The following is an 18,138-nucleotide window of genomic DNA, read 5'->3' on the forward strand; positions in this document are numbered from 1 at the left end:
TACCGTGACTATTCAGAATGCCTAATAAATGGTTTACCCGATATGCGTAATCGCCGAAATTTGCGCCGCACCTTCATCGATGAGGAACTGCTTGAACGCCGCCGCCACTGCCGGAAGCCGCTTGTTGTGACGATGCACGAGATACCAGTTGAGCATGACCGGGAATCCTTCTATGTCGAGCACGGCGAGGCGTCCCACCTGCAGTTCCATTGCAATGGTGTGGGCCGACAGGAAGCTGATGCCCATGCCCGCGATCACGGCCTGCTTGATGGTCTCGGTGCTGGTGATCTCCATGGCGACGTTGAGCGACTTCAGCCGGCCGGCGAAACCTTCCTCCATGGAATTCCACGTGTCCGAACCACGTTCTCTCACAATGAACGGTTCCTCGGAAAGCGATTCGAGCGGGATGTTCTTCACCCCGACCAGCCGATGATTCGGCGGCGCGACGATCACGTACGGATGCGGCGCGAACGACACGTTGTCGGTATCCATGTCCTTCGGCGGCCGAACCATGATGGCGAGGTCCGTGAGGTTATCGGTGAGTTGGTGCAGCAGTTCCTCCCGGTTGTGGACCGCGAGATTGAGCTTGACGTCGGGATTGCGCTTGGTGAATTCGGCGAGCAGGCGCGGGAAAAAATAGTCGCCCGCGCTGATCACGGCCACGTTGAGCGTGCCTCCGGAAATACCCTTAAGACGGGCCATAGCGTCATCGGCTTCACGGAATTGTTCGAGGATCGCGCGGCTGTGGTGCAGCATTTCCACCCCCGCGCTGGTGAGGTAGATCTTCTTGCCGAGCTGCTCGAACAACGGCAGGCCGGCGTGCTCCTCGAGTTGCTTGACCTGCGTGGAAACGGCCGGCTGGGTGAGGTAGAGCTCTTCGGCGGCGCGGGAAAAGCTCAGCCTGCGGGCCACGGTTTCGAATATTTTCAGCTGCCTGAACGTCGCATTACGCATCATGACGGTGTCTCCATCCATAAACGATCCTGAATTTATACAATAAATTTTTCTAACTTTCCCTAATCGTTTTTCTCCCGCAGGATGCTTTCAACGTGCGCTAGTTCCGTAAGCTAGTGACCGGCAAAAAAAGCAATAACGCGGATGGAAACAGGGCGAGTGACACGAAAGACCCTGCTGGTGTAGCGAAGTTGTAGCGAAGCTGCTACCCGGTCCCCGACAACAGAACTTTGGATTCGCCCGAACATGATTTCCCTGCAGCGTCTTCAGTTTCCCGGTTCGCAAAGCACTCGCGGCCGCCGACAACTCGATAGCGCTGCGAACAAGGACCCCTGACCGACCAAAAACCCTTTCTCGCACCGGTGACTGGTGGAACGTGCGCAAAGACGCATGAACCCGATGCCACCGTTGAGCCGCAGTCGATTACGCGCCGCACGAGCGCCGATACATAACGGAGACAGACATGGCAAACGCAGATACGCTCACGGCACCCGCCGGAGGCAGCCCCAAGCGTGGGGCGCATAACAATCGATGGGCGCAACTGGCCATCGGCATCATTTGCATGGGCCTCGTCGCGAACCTGCAATACGCGTGGACCCTTTTCGTGGTGCCGATGGATGCAAAACATCATTGGGGCCAGGCCGCGATTCAAACGGCGTTCACGGTTTTCATCGTTACGGAAACGTGGCTCGTGCCACTCGAAGGCTGGCTCGTCGATAAATTCGGGCCGCGTCCTGTTGTGATCGGCGGTTCGATTTGCGCGGCGATTGGCTGGATCATCGATGCCAACGCCACGAGCCTCTATCACCTCTACATTGCCGCTGTCATTGCCGGGATCGGCGCGGGTTGCGTGTATGGCACCTGCGTGGGCACAGCGCTCAAGTGGTTCCCGGACAAGCGCGGTCTTGCAGCGGGCCTGACAGCGGCCGGTTTCGGCGCGGGCGCGGCGGTCACGGTGATCCCCATTTCGAACATGATCCAGAGCTCGGGCTACGAACATGCGTTCATGTTCTTCGGCATCTTCCAGGGCGCCTGCATCTTCCTGCTCGCGTTGATGCTGGTCCGTCCGCGTCCGCCCGCACACGCAGTTCCGGCGAAGCGCGTGGTGGCATCGAAGATCGATTACACGACGGGGCAAATGGTCCGCTCGCCGCTGTTCTGGGTGCTCTACCTGATGTTCGTGTTCGTGGCGGCTGGTGGCGTGATCGCCACTGCGCAACTCGGTCCGATCGCGAAGGAATACGGCTTCGCCAAGATGCCTGTCAGCTTCCTCGGCGTTACGTTGCCGCTGCTGACCATGGCGCTTTCCATCGATAACCTCTGCAACGGTTTCACGCGTCCGCTGTGCGGCTGGATCTCCGACAAGATCGGCCGTGAGAACACGATGTTCTTCATCTTCATTGGCGAAGGGATTGCGTTGCTCGGTTTGATGGAGTTCGGGCACAACCCGTATCTGTTCATGTTCTTCGCGGCCATCACGTTCCTGTGCTGGGGCGAGATTTTCTCGATCTTCCCGGCGACCTGCGCGGATACGTTCGGCAGCAAGTACGCCGCTGCCAACGCCGGGACTTTGTACACGGCAAAAGGAACGGCTTCCATGCTGGTTCCGCTGGCTTCGGTGCTCTCGGCGATCGGCTCGTGGGACGCGGTGTTTATCGTCACGGCGACGGTTTCGATTGCAGCAGGCTTGTGCGCCAAGTTCGTGCTGGCGCCAATGAGAAAGCGCTGGATCGACAATACAGTTGCTGAATCGAGCCGGCTCGATGCCGCTTCGTTTCAGGCGGGCTGGCCCGAAACACCGCGCAACTCGTCGGCGCAATGAGCAGGAATCCCGTCGTTGAAGCCGGGTTGAAGGGAACGGGCGTCTCGTTGCAGCAGTTGCGCCTGTTCGTTACCTTGGCCCAGCACCGCAGTTTCACGCAGGCGGGCAACGCGCTCGGCGTGACGCAATCGGCGGCGAGCCGCAGTATCCGGGAGCTCGAAGAATTGCTGGATCTGAAGCTCTTCGACCGCACCACGCGCCACGTTGCACTCACCGATACCGGCCGCGCGCTGCTTCCGCGCATTGCATTGCTGGTCGATGAACTCGAAGTCGCGCTGCGGTTCGGGCAAGAGGTATCGGCGGCGGAAAGCGGCGCGGTATCGATTGCATGCAGCGCGAGCGTGGTTGCCTCGGTGGTTCCGGCGCTGCTTGCGTCGTGCCGGGCGAGTTACCCGAACATTTCGCTCAAGCTGCACGACGCGCCGCAAAACCGCGTGCTCGAGATGCTGCGCTCGGGCGACGCCGATCTCGCCATCCTGATCGAGCCTGAGACCAGCGGCGACCTGTCGACCGAGACGCTGTTCGCCGATACCTTCTGCGCGGTCGTGCCGGCGCGTCATCCGCTGGCATCGAATGCAACCGTTCGATGGCGCGAGCTGAGCGGCGCCGACCTGTTCCTTCTCGACGATACCGCCGGCAGCGCCGATACGGTCGCCGACGCACTGACGGGGCTCGGGGTATCGAACGTGAAGATGCAGCGCCTGACGCAAGCGGCGAGCATCGTGCAGATGGTTGCAACGGGTCTCGGAATCGGCATCCAGCCGATGCACGCCTGGCCCGCGCCCGCACATTCGCTGGTCCAGGCAGTGCGCTTGTCGCCGCCGGTGAGCCGGAACATCGTGCTCGCGAAGGACCGCACGCGCACGCTGGAATCTCAGGCGAAACGGATCTGGACGCATGTGGTTTCGTCGTATCGTGAGGAGCACAAACCATTGCAGACTGCGGACGCCTGAACGTCCGCTCACCAAAGAAAAAAGCGCGGCTCTTTCACAGGACCGCGCTTTTTTTCTTGATGCTGTCCTTGCGCTTTCGCCTTCGCTGTCCAATACTGAAATATAATATGTTGTATATCAGAACAAAATAGATCAGGAGACGACGATGAAAATATGCATCTACGGAGCCGGTGCCATCGGCGGCTATATGGGCGCTCAGCTTGCACGAGCAGGCGCCGATGTCAGCTTTATCGCGCGCGGGCCGCATCTCGCGGCAATGCAGGCGAACGGCGTGCGTTTGCAAATTGATGGCCAAGAACACACCGTCAAAGTTCGTTGCACTAATAATCCAGCCGAACTCGGTCCACAAGACTTCGTGATCATCGCGTTGAAAGCGCATTCGATTCCGGGTGTTGTGGACCAGATGCCGCCGCTTCTCGGACCGGATACCGCCGTCATTACCGCAGTGAACGGCTTGCCTTACTGGTATTTCCATGATCACGGCGGCGCGTTATCGGGCACTACGCTGGAAAGCGTCGATCCGGGCGGCCGACAATGGCAAGTTTTTGGCCCTGAACGCGCGATCGGCTGCGTGCTCAATCCGGCGGCTGTCATCGTGGAGCCCGGCGTGATTCGTCACGTAGTTGGCAAGAAATTCCCCATCGGAGAACCGGGTGGCAAGGTCACGCCGCGTTTGCAGGCGTTCCACGACATCATGGCCGCCGCCGATATGGAAGCGCCGATGCGCGACAACATCCGCGACGAAATCTGGCTCAAGCTGTGGGGCAACGTCTGCTTCAATCCGATCAGCGCACTGACGGGCGCGACGCTCGACGTCCTCACGAGCGACCCGGCCGTGCGCGCTTTATCGCGCAGCATCATGCTGGAAGCACAGGGAATCGCGGAGCAGCTCGGCGTGAATTTTCGTGTGGATGTCGAAAAGCGCATCGATGGCGCGGGCGCAATCGGTGCGCACAAGACATCGATGCTGATGGACTGCGAGGCACGCCGGCCAATGGAAATCGATCCGATCGTGACGGTCGTGCAGGAAATCGGCCGAAAGCTGGGCGTAAAGACACCGATGATCGATGCGGTTCTCGCGCTCATCAAGCTGCGCGAAGGCGTGAACCAGGGCACCGCGCGCCCGCACATCAAAACTATCGAATCCTTCACACGCTCCCAGAAAGCCGCTTAAACTGCCAACACGGAAGGGCTGTTGTTTCTGATATATCACATACGAAATATGTTGCGTTGCATTGCGACGCAACATATACTGAAGGCTCTTGAGGTTAGCCACTAGGAGCCGGAAATGAGCATCGCTTTGTTAGTCGTGATCGGAATCGCCTTGGTAGCGGGCGGTGTTGGTGTGACGTTTGCACTGGCGTCGGCGTTGCCGCAAGACGTGTTGCAGCGTGCGCAGGAAAATGGTCGTTATGCCGGTCTGGCAGCCGACGATCAAGGCGGCAGCACGGGTACACGGGCGACGACGGGCGCGCGGAACCTTGGACATCAAGCCATCAATGCCATCTGATACTGAAGTTGCTGCAACGTCTGCCAATATTCTCGAACCGCGGCTGGAGCCGAGGCCTGCGGGTGTGACGCTTTCGCTGGCGCCGATCAATGCAACGGTTTCGTTGCGTGATCAGGCTTACGCCCGGTTGCGTCAGGCCATATCGGAAGCGGATATTTATCGTTCGCGGGAAGAGATCAGGCTGGACGAGAAGGATTTGACCGAAGCGTTGGGTGTGAGCCGCACGCCTATACGCGAGGCCATGACGTTACTGGAGCAGGAAGGATTTCTGCGCACGGTGCCGCGTCGTGGGATTTACATCGTGCGAAAGACGAAGCACGAGATTGTCGAGATGATCAACATGTGGGCCGCGCTGGAAAGCATGGCGGCGAGGCTCGCGACTCAGCGCGCGACCGACGAAGAGATTGCATCGCTTCGTCACATGTTCGACCATTTTCAGAACACGGCGCCGGCCGAACATATCGATGAGTATTCGGAGGCGAATATCGCCTTTCACCAGGCGATTGTGCAACTGAGCAAGTCGCAGATTCTCTTCGATACGATCAAGAATATTTTCGTGCATGTGCGCGCGATCCGAAAAATGACGATTTCGCAAAGCGACCGCGCGGCGAGATCGATCGAGGATCATATGCGGATTATCGAGGCGCTGGAAGCGCGAGATACCGAACTGGTCGAGCGACTGGTTCGACAGCATTCGCTGGATCTGGCCGCGTTCGTGCAGAAGAATTGCGATTTTCTGGATTAGGTAGGGTAGGGCGCTGGCGGTAGGGCGGGTGGGGTTTTGATTTTAAAAGCAGCAGTCTGATTATATACCGGGTTGCTGCTTTTTTAGTTTTTGCGTGTTTATTTTTAGCTGTTCTTTTTAGCACTATTAGCCACTGTCCGTGGCGGGACTTCATTTCTTTGTCCAACGGCGACAAAGAAACGAAGCAAAGAAAACGCCTCTCAACCGCTAATTCTTAAGTGTCCACAGCGNAACGGCGACAAAGAAACGAAGCAAAGAAAACGCCTCTCAACCGCTAATTCTTAAGTGTCCACAGCGTGCAATGACTACTACGTGGCACGCAAGAAGCACCCTCAGCGCATAACCCCGTCCTGTTGAAACCCTCCCCCTCCGTTCACGGCAACCCACACGCTTCGCCACCAGTGTGAGAATCCATTAACCAGGCCTCCGCGCTACGCGCGCTGGCGCCCAAGTGAATAGCCGCAGTGCTGGCGGCGAGGTCTGCGTTCAAAATGCGGTGAACCGGTTATGGGCTCAACCCGTTGTTATGTCTGGAACAGGTTTCCGTATTAACGGATTCCGACACTGGTGGCGAAGCGTGTGGGTATCTGTTGGCGGAGGGGGAGGGTTTCAGCGGGGCGTGGTTATGCGCTGAGGGTGCTTCTTGCGTGCCACGCAGTTAAAGACTGCACGCTGTGGACACTTAAGAATTAGCGGTTGGAAGGCGTTTTCTTTGCTTCGTTTCTTTTTCGCCGTTGTGGAAAAAGAAATGAAGTCCCGCCACGGACAGTGGCGAAAGGTGCTAAAAAAATCAGCTAAGACGGAGCGCGCGAGAACTTAAAAAGCAACAACCCGGTATTAACCTTGCGACCCCTTACGGGGCGCGCCTCTGGAAAATACCCTCTTGACTCCGCCAGCCCTTGGAATATTGTATATCACAGCAAAGCACGACCCCCAAGCGGCAGCATCTAAAAACCCACGTCCACGAGACCCTATGAGCAAAGCCCTCACTGGCGTACGAATCCTCGACTTCACGCACGTCCAGTCAGGCCCGACCTGCACCCAACTCCTGGCGTGGTTCGGCGCCGACGTCATCAAGGTCGAGCGCGCGGGCATTGGCGACATCACCCGCGAACAACTCCGCGACATCCCCGACGCCGACAGCCTCTATTTCACGATGCTGAATCACAACAAGCGCTCGGTCACCATCGATACGAAAAATCCGGAAGGCAAGAAGGTCCTCGAATCGCTCGTGAAAAGCTGCGACGTGCTCGTCGAAAACTTCGCGCCGGGCGCGCTCGACCGCATGGGTTTTACGTGGGAACGCATCCAGGAACTAAATCCGAAGATGATCGTTGCGTCGGTGAAAGGCTTTGGTCCCGGGCCCTACGAGGATTGCAAAGTCTACGAGAACGTCGCTCAGTGCGCGGGAGGCGCGGCATCGACGACCGGTTTCGATGACGGACCGCCCGTTGTCAGCGGCGCCCAGATCGGCGACTCGGGAACGGGGCTGCACTTGGCGCTCGGGATTGTCACCGCGCTTTATCAGCGCAACACAACAGGCCGCGGCCAGAAAGTGCTCGCGGCCATGCAGGACGGTGTGCTCAATCTTTGCCGCGTGAAACTGCGCGATCAGCAGCGCCTCGAACGCACCGGCGTGATGAAGGAATATCCGCAATATCCGAACGGCGAATTCGGCGATGCCGTGCCGCGCGCGGGCAATGCGTCCGGCGGCGGCCAGCCCGGTTGGATCCTGAAATGCAAGGGCTGGGAAACGGACCCGAACGCGTACATCTACTTCATCACGCAGGCGCCCGTGTGGGGCGAAATATGCAAGGTGATCGGCAAGCCGGAGTGGATCGATCATCCGGACTTCAGCACGGCGGCAGCGAGGCTTCCTCATCTGAAGGATATCTTCGCCGAGATCGAACAATGGACCATGACCAAGTCCAAGTTCGATGCCATGGAGATCCTGAATCAACACGACATTCCGTGCGGACCAATCCTCTCGATGAAGGAAATCGCCGAGGACACGTCGTTGCGAAAGACCGGGACGATCGTGGAAGTGGATCATCCGGTGCGGGGCAAATATCTGACCGTCGGCAACCCGATCAAGCTCTCCGATAGCCCCACGGACGTCACGCGCTCACCGCTTCTCGGCGAACACACGGATGAAGTCATGACGGAGCTCGGCTACACGCCCGACCAGATCGCGACGCTCCGCAGCCTGGGCGCGATCTAGTTTATTTGCGCGTCTTTCATGCGCGGATGCGCGCTTTCCGCAATGGCGCCGCGCACAGGAATTCGATACCTTCGTGACGTTGAATCAACAATCTTTCTGACACGGATACATCGATGCTCGACGGAGTCTGGTGTGCGCTAGCGGTGATTGCATCGGTACAAAGTCTGCGTACGCCGGGCGCAATATCGCCGGCGCGGCAACAAGCATTGCGCGATGCCGCCGGCGTCGGCACGGCCGTGATCGTGGCCTACGCCATGGCGACAGGATTTGAGTCGATGCTCGTCGCGCTCGCCATCGCGGCGTTTGCCGTATTCACGCCGAGGTTCGGAAAGGCCACGACGGCATCGCTGCAAAGCGCGCTGGCGTTGGCGGCGCTGGCGTCGGCATCGGCGGATCGCGCATTAGGAATCGATACCGGCGCCTCGCTCGGATGGACCGCGCTGGGTGGGTTATCGGCCGTGGCGGTGGTTTTTGTCGCGGGATATTTGCGGGTCGGTTCGCGTTTCCGCGTGCTCGACAACGTCTTCCAGAACGCATCCGCCAGCGCCATGCACTTCGCTTGCGCGGCGTTGTGCACGGTCATCGCTTACACGGCGGGGTTCGAGGGCGGGGCGGTCGCGGTGGTGATCATCGGCGCAATGATCGCGCTGATCGGCGCCTATCTCGCGATGGCGCTCGCGGACCGCGCGTACCCGGTGTTTATCGCTGCGTTGAATGGCTATGCGGCGTGCTCGGTCGTCGCGGCGGGCGTTGGACTGGCGAACGGCGCGCTGGTCGTGACGGGCGTCGCGCTCGTGCTGGGATGCGTGGCCGCGTGCACGAGCGTGGTTCCGTCGCGGGTATCGAGCAAAAAGTAGAAAAAGAGGCGTGGCGTTACCATGACGGCGTTTCCCGCATTCGTCGTTTGCCCGACTCCCAAATGCTCAAGCCGCCCAGCCGATGATCGACGAATCCCGCAGCAACGCGGCGCCCTATTTTCCCGCATCGAGTGAAACCCGTTCCCGGCGTTCTACGCTGGTGCTTGCGGCGGGTTTATCGTTTGGAACCGCCATTGCGCTCGGCCTTACGCGCTTCTCTTACGCGCTGCTTTTGCCCGCCATGAAAGCCGACCTCGGCTGGAGTTTTGCGCAGGCCGGCGCCATGAACACCGCGAACGCCATCGGTTATCTGCTCGGCGCGCTGACCTTCCCGCTGTTGTCGCGCCGCTTTCCTGCGGGTGTGTGTTTTATCGGCGGATGCGTTCTGACCGCGTTGTTGATGATCGCGGGCGGTCTCGTTTCCGATACCCACGCGCTGCTTGTTCAACGTGTCGTGACCGGCATGACGAGCGCGTCGATATTCGTCGGCGGAAGCGTGCTTGCCGCGCGGCTTGCATCGGCTCATCCACTCGATGCCGGCCTTGTCCTCGGCCTTTATTACGGCGGCGCGGGCGTCGGGATCATTGCCGCGGCGCTGCTGGTTCCGGTCACGACATTGCCCGGCATGCATGGCTGGCAATGGGCGTGGTTCGCGCTTGCGGCGGCGTGCGGCGTGGCTTCGATCGCGGCCATTGCAGCGGCACGCAAGATTGGGATCCACGATGTTGCGCCGGTCGCCGGTGCGGGAAACATGATCGCTTCCGCGCGCCTGCCGTGGACTCGACTCGGTTACATGCTTACCGGCTACGGCCTTTTCGGCGTCGGGTATATCGGCTACATGACGTTCCTGATCGCGCTGCTTCGAGCTGCAGGAATGAGCTCGGCGGTGGTGACGGCGTTTTATGTGCTGCTCGGCGTGGCGACGATCGGCTCTGCGCGAATCTGGTCGGGCTTGCTCAATCGCATGCGCGGCGGCCAGGCGCTGGCCGTATTCAACGGCGTCCTCGCATTCGCCACGATAATGCCGGCGGTTTTCGCGCAACCGGCCGTTGCGTTCGTTTCGGGCGCGCTATTCGGCGCGACGTTTTTATCGGCGGTGGCATCGACGACCGCGTTCGTGCGGCACAACCTTCCCGCTGCGCAATGGACACGCGGGATCGGCGCGTTCACGATCGTGTTCGCGTTCGGGCAGATTGTGGGGCCGGTCGTGATCGGCTGGATTTCGGATGGTGCGGGCCTCGCGCGCGGACTGATGTATTCATCCGCCATGCTTGCGGCCGGCGCGGTGTTGGCGGCATTGCAAAAGCCTTTGCAAAACAAACGTGCATAAAAAATCGCCCACGCCTTCAAGCGATGAGCGATTTTTTCAAGCTTTCGTATTTCAGAGTCAGAGCTTCGCGTTTCAGACTTCGCGCGAAAGATTAATGACCGAAGTAAATCGAATGTTGTTGAATCGGCGATGCCGGCGCCAATGTCGCGCGCATTCCAGATGCAGACGTGCCGCTCGTCGACGGACCATACGACTGCGCTTCCACGCCGTTGGCGGCGTCAATGCGTTGCTGCGCGGCTTGCAAGCCTTGCGGGTAGTAATTGTCGTTCGTCGCCGGGTTATAACCGGCCTTTTCGAGCGCGCTCAACTGGGCGCGCACTTCAGCGCGGGTAACGGGTGCATCGCTTTGAGCGAAGGCAAAAGTCGGTGCTGCAAGAGCCGATGTAATCAGCAAAGCGGGAAGAAGTGACTTGGTCATGATGAACCTCCAGAGTTCTGTTTTTTCGCTGTTTCGAGTAATGCGCTGCAGACTCGTTTTTACTTCTGCATCCGCAACCTTTGAAACCAGTCTAGGCCTCCTATTAACGATATAAAACGATAGTTTCGTCGAAAGATATTTGTTGTTTCGGCAACAATAAAGCGGCGGGAAATCAGCATCGCTTAAGTTTCAGTGCAGTTAATTCGTGATCAACGTCGAATCATTGCGACGTACGAAAGTGTTCCGCCAGAAAGTCGATAAACGCGCGAATCCGCGCCGGCTGATTCCGGCGGCTCGGATAGTAGACAAACAGATCGGCCGGCGGCAGAAGGAACTCGGGCAGCACGACTTTCAGCCGGCCACTCTCGAGATACTTGGCGAGATCCCACTCGGAGCGAATGGATATGCCATGTCCATCGAGCGCCCATCCGAGAACGATATCACCGTCGTTACTCGACAATCCGCCTGGCACTTTCACCGCAACCGTCTCGCCGTCGCGCGTGAAACGCCATACGCCATAGGCGTCGTCGTTCTGCCTGTGAAGAATGGTCCTGTGCCGCGCGAGGTCGCTCAGCGCGGCGGGATTGCCATGCCGTTGCAAATACGTCGGCGACGCACACAGAAAGCGCCGGTTCGACATGATGCGGCGCGCGTTGAGCCGGGTATCGGGCAGGGCGCCGAAGCGGATTGCGAGATCGAATCCGTGCTCGACAATATCGATGGGCCGATCCGTCACGTCGAGTTGAACTTCGACTTGCGGATAACGCTGCACGAACGCGGAGACGAGTGGCGCAATTGTCGTGCGCCCGAATCCTAGCGATGCATTCACGCGCAAGATGCCACGAGGAGCTTCCCGGCTGCGCGATACCGCGTCTTCCATCTCCCGCATTGCAGCAAGAATGCGTGTGGCATGACGCAGATAAGTATCGCCTTCGTCGGTCAGGCTGGTGCTGCGCGTGGTGCGATTCACGAGCCTCACGCCCAGGCGCTGTTCCATCAATGCAAGCCGACGCGTGGCGGCCGGAGGCGTAAGGTCGAGCGCGCGCGCGGCCGCCGACAAGCTGCCAAGGCGCGCAAGCTGAACGAAAAATTCGAGATCCGATGTGCCGTCGTTCTTCACTTAAACTGAATAATCAAATGAGTACCGGTGAAGTGTAACGCGCTGGCGCGCGCGTAAGCTTCGTTTATCGGCTGAAGCACGTGCTTGAGCGTTCACTTAGTCCAGCAATCAAGGAGACAGGCACATGAAAATTGTGGAGATTCGCGAGCAGACTATTCCCATCAGTTCATCCATCCGTAATGCGTATATCGATTTCAGCAAGATGACGCTGAGTTTGGTGGCGGTGATCACGGACGTGATCCGTGATGGCAAACCTGTAGTGGGTTACGGATTTAATTCGAACGGGCGCTATGGCCAGGGCAAGCTGATGCGCGAGCGTTTCATTCCGCGCGTGCTCGAAGCCGATCCGGATTCGCTGGTCGATGCATCGGGCAGCAATCTCGATCCGCACAAGGTCTGGGCAACGATGTTCACCAACGAGAAACCGGGTGGACATGGTGAGCGGTCCGTAGCAATCGGCACCATCGACATGGCCGTGTGGGACGCGGTGGCGAAGATCGAAGACAAGCCGCTGTTCCAGCTGCTGGCCGAACGTTATGGCAACGGCACGCCGGATCGCAAGGTCTTCGTTTATGCAGCAGGCGGTTATTACTATCCCGGTCAGGATTACAGCAAGCTGAAAGACGAGATGCGCAGCTACATCGACCGCGGTTATACCGTGGTCAAGAAGAAGATTGGCGGCGGGTCGCTTGACGAGGATCTGCGTCGTATCGATGCCGTGCTTTCAGTGCTGCAGGACGGTCAGAAACTTGCAGTAGATGCTAACGGCCGCTTCGATCTCGATACCGCCATTCAGTACGCCAAGGCGCTCTCGCAATACGATCTGTTCTGGTACGAAGAAGCCGGTGATCCGCTGGATTTCGAGCTTCAGGCAACGCTGCGCAATTACTACGACAAACCCATGGCGACGGGCGAAAATTTGTTCTCGATGCAAGATGCGCGTAACCTCATTCGCTATGGCGGCATGCGCGCGGATCGCGATTACCTGCAATTCGATTGCGCGCTCAGCTATGGACTGGTCGAGTACCTTCGCACGCTCGATATGCTGCATCAGCATGGCTGGTCGCCTTCGCGTTGCATTCCACATGGCGGGCATCAGATGTCGTTGAACATTGCGGCCGGTCTCGGCCTTGGCGGCAACGAATCGTATCCGGACCTGTTCCAGCCATTCGGCGGTTTTCCAGATGGCGTGAAAGTGGTCGATGGTCATGTGACCTTGCCCGAGCTTCCCGGCATCGGCTTTGAAGGGAAAAGCGATTTGTATGCGCACATGCAGGCGTTATCGGCGTAAGCGCTGACTTTGGAGTCGTCCACAAACATCAGGCACAGGAGACTGACATGCAGAAACCGATCGAGCTATCCGGCCGCGACATTCTTCGCGATCCGCGTCTTAACAAAGGATCCGCGTTCACGGAGGAAGAGCGTCGCAAGTACCATCTCGAAGGGCTCTTGCCGCCCGGATCAAGCTCGCTCGAACTGCAGGTTGCGCGCACGCACACCGAACTCGCCGCGCTCGACAGCGATCTTCAAAAGTACCTGCTTCTCTCCGATCTGCAAGCGCGGAACGAGACCTTGTTCTACGCCACGATCATGTCCGATCCGGCGACTTTCATGCCGCTGGTTTACACGCCGACAGTCGGCGAGGCATGTCAGAAATTCAATCATATTTTCCGGGCGACGCGCGGCATGTATGTGCCTATCTCGGCGCGCGGGCGCGTTAAAGAACTGCTGCAAAACTGGCCGGAGAAAGAGGTCCGGTTCATCGTGGTGACGGATGGCGAACGTATCCTCGGACTCGGCGATCTGGGTGTGGGCGGCATGGGCATTCCTATCGGCAAGCTGTCGCTTTACACCGCATGCGCAGGCGTGCCGCCGCAATATTGCTTGCCCGTAATGCTCGATGTCGGCACGAACAATCGCGATCTTCTCGACGACCCGTTGTACCTCGGCTTGCGTCAGGAGCGGGTACGTGGCGACGAATATCATGCGTTCGTGAACGAGTTCGTTGAAGCCGCGCTGGAGTTGCATCCGCAATGCTGCGTTCAATGGGAAGACTTCGCGAACTTCAACGCCGTGCCTTTGCTCGCTCGATACAAGGACAAGATCTGCACATATAACGACGACATCCAGGGCACTGCGGCGGTTGCTTTGGCCGGCATCTTTGCCGCGCTGCATATCTCGAAGCAGAAGCTTGTCGACCAACGTTTTCTGTTTCTCGGCGGCGGTTCGGCGGGAACGGGTATCGCCGAATTGATCAGCCAGGCAATGGTTCTGGAAGGACTGACTATCGATGAAGCGCGTGCGCGCAATGCACTTTTCGATGTCAACGGCCTCATGGTGAAGTCGCGCGGCGACCTTGTTGATTTCCAGAAGCCGTTCGCCGTCGATCACGCGCCGGTGGACAACTTCACCGATGCCGTGAAAGCGCTGAAACCGACTGGCATCATTGGCGTGAGCACGGTGCCGAAATTGTTCAATCAGCACGTGATTGAAGCAATGGCGGAGATCAACGACCGCCCGATCATTTTTCCGTATTCCAACCCGACATCGCGTTCGGAATGCACGGCGGAAGAAGCTTATAAATGGTCGTCGGGCCGCGCAATTTTCGCGAGCGGAAGTCCGTTTCCGCCAGTGGAAATCGAAGGGCGGACGTTCGTGCCGGGTCAAGGCAACAACGTCTATATTTTCCCGGCGCTCGGCATGGCGGTTTTCGCCACACAGGCGAGCCGCGTGACTGACGAAATGTTTATTGCCGCAGCGAAGGCCGTGGCCGAGCAAGTGTCCGAAGCGAGCCTTGCGACCGGGTTGATCTATCCGCCGCAAAGCAAGATCTTCGAGGCGTCGCTGCATGTGGCTGTGCGCGTGGCCGAATGCATCTTCGATAACGATCTCGCCCGAGTGCCGCGACCCGACGACATTACGGCGCTGATTCGCGATTGCGCTTACAAACCGGCTTATACGCTTTAGGTCAGAACGGGACGAGCTGGGTGGCCGTAAAACGTGTTAAGCCTTGCCGGGTAAGGCATTCGGCGATTTTCCGCGGCGGCCGCTCGCGAGCGGACGTTGCCGAAGTCGTAGAGAATCGCTTCCTCGATCGCCAGTTTTCGCGTAGATTTGCGACCGCGAAACAAATGTCACCCGGTAAAGTAAGAGGAATTCATTCATGTCCACGGCCAAGCGAATCCGCGAAGTGTCCAAACTGAGCGGCGATTTTCTGCTGCGCTCAGGCAAGCGCAGCAATACCTACTTCGATAAATATCGCTTCGAATCCGATCCGTCCCTGCTCAAGGCGATCGCCGAAGCAATGGTTCCGCTGATCCCGCCCGGCACGGAAATTCTTGGCGGCCTCGAAATGGGCGGTATCCCTATCGTGACCATGCTGAGCCAGGCGACCGGTTTGCCGGCAGCGTATATCCGCAAGGAAGCGAAAGAATACGGCACGTGCAAGTACGCGGAAGGCGCGGACCTCGCTGGCAAAAAGCTCGTGCTGGTGGAGGACATTGTGTCAAGCGGCGGCGCCATTGCCGATGCAACCGCGAAGCTTCGCGCGGACGGCGTACCGGTATCGGTGACGCTTTGCGTGATCGATCGCGAGAGCGGCGGCAAGGAAATGCTCGAAGGCATCGGCATTGAATTGCGATCGCTATATACGTTCTCGGAAATCGAAGGCGCGTAGGCTCTTTACGCGTTTTTCCCTCGGCGCGTGCAAAGTGTATGGCTTGCCTCTGGCTTGCGGTGTATCTCGACCACGGCAAATTATCGAAAATCGCAGGGCCGCTTCAAGACCGGATCGCGTGAGCAGGTGGATGCATTTCACGCCGCGGGAGTCGCCGCCCGCGGCCGCGCCGATGGCGCACAGCCAGCGCGCTGTTAAAAACGGTTGAACGCGTCGGAAAGTCTTCGTCAATCGACACGACTATTCAAGCGGCCAGATAATCGTTCGGCATCCGGAATTAAAAAAGCCTAAGGAAAAATCCCCTACAAAAGCCCACCATTTGCAATTTTGGTCACAGCGCGACTTATATGCGTTACACGACATGACAAAATCCGAAACGCTTTTGCTGACTGGAACGCCTCTTGCGGTAACCAAAAGGTGAACACTTCGGGTTCATGCGCAGATGCGACTTAGCTTACAAAATCAAATCCGTAAGCTAAGACATGCATAAGCCAATTCATTCGACTACCTATGGAAAACACTATGAAGAAGATCGCTCTCACGCTTACAGTCGCGATATCGACGTTTTGCGCAATCGCTCCAGCGTACGCGGCAGACAATCACCACCACCGTGAATGCCATAAGGTGAAGGTGCATCACCATTGGGTTAATCGATGCCATTAATTTAGGCGTCTGCAAGACTCCGGTGAAGCCGTTCCTGTTACGGGAACGGCTTTCGCATTTCCTGGTGCAAATAAAGCCACTAAAATTTGTAATTGATAGCGCGCTGAAAAACATTAATATTAGCCTTCACTGTAAGCTTAGCGAATACGCTGAAGGCCATCGTAGTCGGTGAAGCTGGTTTGGAATTGGCTACATCAAACCGAATGCTTTGAAAAAAGGTTGATATTCGAGCCGCGTCGCTGGCCGGACACGGTTACGCAAGCATATAAATAAGGTCATGGCGACATGCCGAACACCATCGCCCGAGCGTTGGAAGCTTTCGAATGTTAAAAAAACCGACCGTTTTCTTTCGGCTAAGAGCAGCGCTCGCGCGCCATCCTAATGGAATCAGTCTCGGGAGCATTGCGTTCTCGATTGTCGTGCTCGCCTCGGCCATGGCGATTCTCGTGCAGGCGCGCAGCGACGCCACGCTCCGTGCGACCGAGAACGCCGATAACCTCGCCCGCGTGCTGGAACACGACATCACCCATACCGCCGAACTCACGGATCTCTCTATCCAGGCAGCCGTGGATGGCGCGGAAGACGCGGACGTCATGCAGTTGCCGCCACGCCTTCGCAACGAGTTGCTGTTCGACCGGTCTGCGACCGCGAGCCGCTACATAGGGTCTTTCCTATGTCTCGATGCACATGGAAAGATCATCGTGGATTCATCGAGTACGGTTCCGCGCAGTACCAATCTTGCCGACCGCATCTGGTTCACCGTTCATCGCGACAACCCTGGAGTTGGATTGTTTGTTAGCCGGCCGCTGCAATCGCGTCTGAATCCAGGCGAGGTCGATCTGATGTTTAGCCGCCGGGTGAATCGCCCGGACGGTTCTTTCGCGGGCGTGGTGGTAGCGGCGTTCCGGCTCGATTATTTCAAGAACCTGTTGTCCGGCGTGAACCTCGGACCGGACGGCAGCATCACGTTGCTTCAGGACGACGGCCACGTAATCCTGCGCTATCCAAGCGATGGAACCCGACCCGACGAAAATTTCACCGGACGCAAAAACTTCGAGCGATTCCGGACAACGGGCGTTAGCTCGTTTTTCGGTGTATCGAAGAATGGCACCGAGCGGCTTTATAGCTTCCGCCGTTTCGACAAGCTCAAGATGATCGTGGTCATCGCGCCGACAAGCCGTTATGTCTTCGCGGACTGGAACAGCCGGGCGTGGTACATCGGCGTGGTCACGGCTTTGCTGGTTCTCGGGCTGTTGTCCGCGGCGCGGCTTTTATCGGTCGAGTTTCAGCACCGTCTGGAAGTGGAGGCGCGCTTGCGCAACATGACGCGTGTCGACGGGCTGACAGGACTCAGCAACCGGCGCAATCTCGACGAACGCCTGCTTTTCGAATGGCAAAGGGCGAAACGCTCGGGTGAGCCGCTTGCCATTTTGTTCGTGGATATCGACCGTTTCAAGAGTTATAACGATACCTACGGCCATCAGGCAGGCGACGACGCATTAACCGCCGTCGCTCAGGCAATCGCGAAATGCAGCCAGCGTCCCGGCGATATCACCGCGCGCTTTGGCGGCGAAGAGTTCGTGGTCGTGCTGCCGGAAACGGACAGCAAGGGCGCGACGCTCATCGCCACGGCAATCCACGCGGCGGTACGTGCGCTGTCTGTCGCGCATACGGGCAGCGAGCACGGCATGATTACGGTGAGTATCGGCGTTGCATCGACTCAAGCGGAAGATATCGCCGACGCACTCGCGTTGATCAAGGCAGCGGATCGTGCGGTGTATCGCGCTAAAGCGTCGGGCAGAAACCAGACGAGCGTAGCCGGTCCGCACACCGACGAAGTGCTTATTAGTTGAAGCGCCCGGCGACGAA

15 protein-coding genes are annotated in these 18,138 nt (G+C 58.3%); 12 read left to right on the forward strand and 3 right to left on the reverse strand.

What is annotated here, in order from left to right:
- Positions 1-33: 33 nt before the first annotated feature.
- Positions 34-954, reverse strand: a complete 921-nt coding sequence (locus tag ASG35_RS27540; protein WP_056366060.1) for a LysR family transcriptional regulator — start codon at positions 952-954, stop codon at positions 34-36.
- A 463-nt stretch (positions 955-1,417) separates the two neighbouring features.
- Here ASG35_RS27540 and oxlT point away from each other — a divergent pair, with 463 nt between their 5' ends.
- The 8 genes from oxlT (at position 1,418) to ASG35_RS27580 (ending at position 10,392) form a co-directional block, all read left to right on the forward strand.
- Positions 1,418-2,776, forward strand: coding sequence for an oxalate/formate MFS antiporter (gene oxlT / locus ASG35_RS27545; protein ID WP_056365200.1), 1,359 nt, complete (start codon positions 1,418-1,420; stop codon positions 2,774-2,776).
- Positions 2,773-3,729, forward strand: coding sequence for a LysR family transcriptional regulator (locus tag ASG35_RS27550; protein ID WP_056365203.1), 957 nt, complete (start codon positions 2,773-2,775; stop codon positions 3,727-3,729). Before oxlT ends, ASG35_RS27550 begins: the two co-directional genes overlap by 4 nt.
- Positions 3,730-3,874: 145 nt before the next feature.
- On the forward strand, positions 3,875-4,903 hold the full coding sequence (locus ASG35_RS27555) for a 2-dehydropantoate 2-reductase (RefSeq protein ID WP_056365206.1): 1,029 nt from the start codon (positions 3,875-3,877) through the stop codon (positions 4,901-4,903).
- 114 nt (positions 4,904-5,017) lie between these two features.
- A complete protein-coding gene (locus tag ASG35_RS27560; RefSeq protein WP_056365209.1) occupies positions 5,018-5,239 on the forward strand; it encodes a hypothetical protein in 222 nt (73 codons plus the stop codon).
- 64 nt (positions 5,240-5,303) lie between these two features.
- On the forward strand, positions 5,304-5,984 hold the full coding sequence (locus tag ASG35_RS27565) for a GntR family transcriptional regulator (protein ID WP_256700993.1): 681 nt from the start codon (positions 5,304-5,306) through the stop codon (positions 5,982-5,984).
- A gap of 973 nt (positions 5,985-6,957) precedes the next feature.
- Positions 6,958-8,205, forward strand: a complete 1,248-nt coding sequence (gene frc, locus ASG35_RS27570) for a formyl-CoA transferase (protein WP_056365215.1) — start codon at positions 6,958-6,960, stop codon at positions 8,203-8,205.
- Positions 8,206-8,318: 113 nt separating this feature from the next.
- Positions 8,319-9,062: a hypothetical protein gene (locus ASG35_RS27575; RefSeq protein ID WP_056365218.1), complete on the forward strand. Its 744-nt coding sequence runs from the start codon at positions 8,319-8,321 to the stop codon at positions 9,060-9,062.
- Between the two features lie 82 nt (positions 9,063-9,144).
- The gene (locus ASG35_RS27580; protein WP_056365221.1) at positions 9,145-10,392 is read left to right on the forward strand and encodes a YbfB/YjiJ family MFS transporter; all 1,248 of its coding nucleotides are present in this window, start codon (positions 9,145-9,147) and stop codon (positions 10,390-10,392) included.
- 91 nt (positions 10,393-10,483) lie between these two features.
- Here the strand turns inward: ASG35_RS27580 and ASG35_RS27585 are convergent, their stop codons facing one another.
- On the reverse strand, positions 10,484-10,810 hold the full coding sequence (locus tag ASG35_RS27585; RefSeq protein WP_056365224.1) for a DUF4148 domain-containing protein: 327 nt from the start codon (positions 10,808-10,810) through the stop codon (positions 10,484-10,486).
- Between the two features lie 220 nt (positions 10,811-11,030).
- The gene (locus tag ASG35_RS27590; protein ID WP_056365226.1) at positions 11,031-11,930 is read right to left on the reverse strand and encodes a LysR substrate-binding domain-containing protein; all 900 of its coding nucleotides are present in this window, start codon (positions 11,928-11,930) and stop codon (positions 11,031-11,033) included.
- Positions 11,931-12,054: 124 nt separating this feature from the next.
- On the opposite strand from ASG35_RS27590, the gene ASG35_RS27595 reads away from it, so the two are divergent.
- From ASG35_RS27595 to ASG35_RS27610, 4 genes are all read left to right on the forward strand, one after another.
- Entirely contained in the window at positions 12,055-13,221 is a 1,167-nt protein-coding gene (locus ASG35_RS27595; protein WP_056365229.1) for a mandelate racemase/muconate lactonizing enzyme family protein, read from the forward strand.
- On the forward strand, positions 13,212-14,897 hold the full coding sequence (locus tag ASG35_RS27600) for an NAD-dependent malic enzyme (protein ID WP_268761144.1): 1,686 nt from the start codon (positions 13,212-13,214) through the stop codon (positions 14,895-14,897). Before ASG35_RS27595 ends, ASG35_RS27600 begins: the two co-directional genes overlap by 10 nt.
- Before the next feature lie 196 nt (positions 14,898-15,093).
- Entirely contained in the window at positions 15,094-15,606 is a 513-nt protein-coding gene (gene pyrE, locus ASG35_RS27605) for an orotate phosphoribosyltransferase (protein WP_056365235.1), read from the forward strand.
- Positions 15,607-16,592: 986 nt separating this feature from the next.
- Positions 16,593-18,122: a GGDEF domain-containing protein gene (locus ASG35_RS27610; RefSeq protein WP_082508640.1), complete on the forward strand. Its 1,530-nt coding sequence runs from the start codon at positions 16,593-16,595 to the stop codon at positions 18,120-18,122.
- The last annotated feature ends 16 nt before the right edge of the window (positions 18,123-18,138 follow it).

It is taken from the genome of Burkholderia sp. Leaf177 (assembly GCF_001424345.1).
In the GTDB taxonomy this organism is placed as follows: Bacteria; Pseudomonadota; Gammaproteobacteria; order Burkholderiales; family Burkholderiaceae; genus Caballeronia.